Below are 1,355 nucleotides of genomic sequence, written 5' to 3'. Positions count from 1 at the left end.
GGTTGCAGCACCGTCTGCGTCGCCTGCGCGATGGGCCGCACGAACAGCGTCTCGCCCATGCCCGCCCACTGGCTGCCGAGGCTGGCCGCCATCAGTTGGGCATAGGCCTGGGTGTCGGCGAGTTCCGAGCCCTTGCCCTGGAACAGCGCGCCTGCGCGTCGGCATCGGCGCTGTTGCTGACCTGCTGCAGGCGCAGACGCAGCGCCGTTGCGCGGTCGAGGAACCGTTGCAGGCTCAGCTCACCGCTGGTGCCCGCGTTGGTGCCCGCGTTGGTGCCAGCATTGGCGCCGGCGGCTTGGCCCTGTGCCACCAGCCGCAGCACCGGGCCAAAGGCCGCTCCGAGCGGTCCCGCCGCGTCCGGCTTCGCCACCTCGGGTGCGGCCTCCTTCTTGCCCAGCAGGTCCTGCGCCTTGGCCACCAGCGTATCGGACAGCGTGTCCTTGCGCGCGCCGGCGCCACCCTGGTATTCGAGCGACTTCATCAGCGCGATCACCGGTGACTGGCGCGCGTCGGCCATCAGCTTGAGTTGATCGATCGCAGCCGGCAGGGTCGGCGCCGGTTCCCATTGCAGGCTGTTCATGAAGCCCTGCCAGCGCTCCGCGTAATCGGCGAAGTATTGCTCGGTCAGGGCTGCCTGTAGCGATTCGGCCGATCGGGCTGCCGTTTGCTGCCCCTGTGGCGGTTTGCCGTCGGTCAGCACCCAGTCATTGGCGATTTCCGTACGCTTGGCGGCCTGCTCGATTGCGGGAACCACGTAGTCCTCATAGGCCTGCCGGGTAAAGACGCCGGGAACGATGGCGGCGGTCCGCACCAGCCCCCGGGTATCGGTGCCGGCGGTCAGGGACGCCAGGGTCTGGTCCGGATACTTGCTGCCACCGTTCTCACCAAAGGCTTGGATCATGCCCTGGTAGACAGTGGCCTCGGCGTTGCGCTCCCCGATCACGGCCAGCAGCGTCTGGCGTGCGCCGGCGACCAGTTCTGGCCGCGGCTCGATGCGCCAGGCCGGGTTGGCCTGCAGGTGCTGCGCATGGAACTTGAGCAGCCGCTCCGAGAGATCCAACTGCTCGCCCGGGGTAATTCGGGCATCGGTGGACCAATGCTGCACCAGTTGCGGGGTCAGGAATGCCGGCTCGGCGCGCTCGGGGTTGGCCAGCATCAGGTAGGACTTGAGCGCCTGGTGGCCACCCAGCGCCACCCGATTGGTTACCTCATCCAGCACCGTGGTCGGCAGTTGCACGAGATCCACCAGGGACGCCTCCAGATCCCGCTGCACGGGCGCGACGAGCAACTCGCGGCTGGCCTGCGTGTATGGCTTCCACAGCGCGGCTAGGACCGCCGGATCGCGATTCAGGCCA

1 pseudogene is annotated in these 1,355 nt (G+C 68.3%); it reads right to left on the bottom strand.

The annotated features are described in order from the left end of the window. Positions 1-1,355: pseudogene (locus AC1DS6_RS42610) on the bottom strand (ImcF-related family protein); the annotation flags it as partial.

It is taken from the genome of Cupriavidus sp. 05L310 (genome assembly GCF_056398185.1).
The sequence above is the reverse complement of the archived record's forward strand: the minus strand, read 5'-3'. Positions and strand labels throughout refer to the sequence as shown.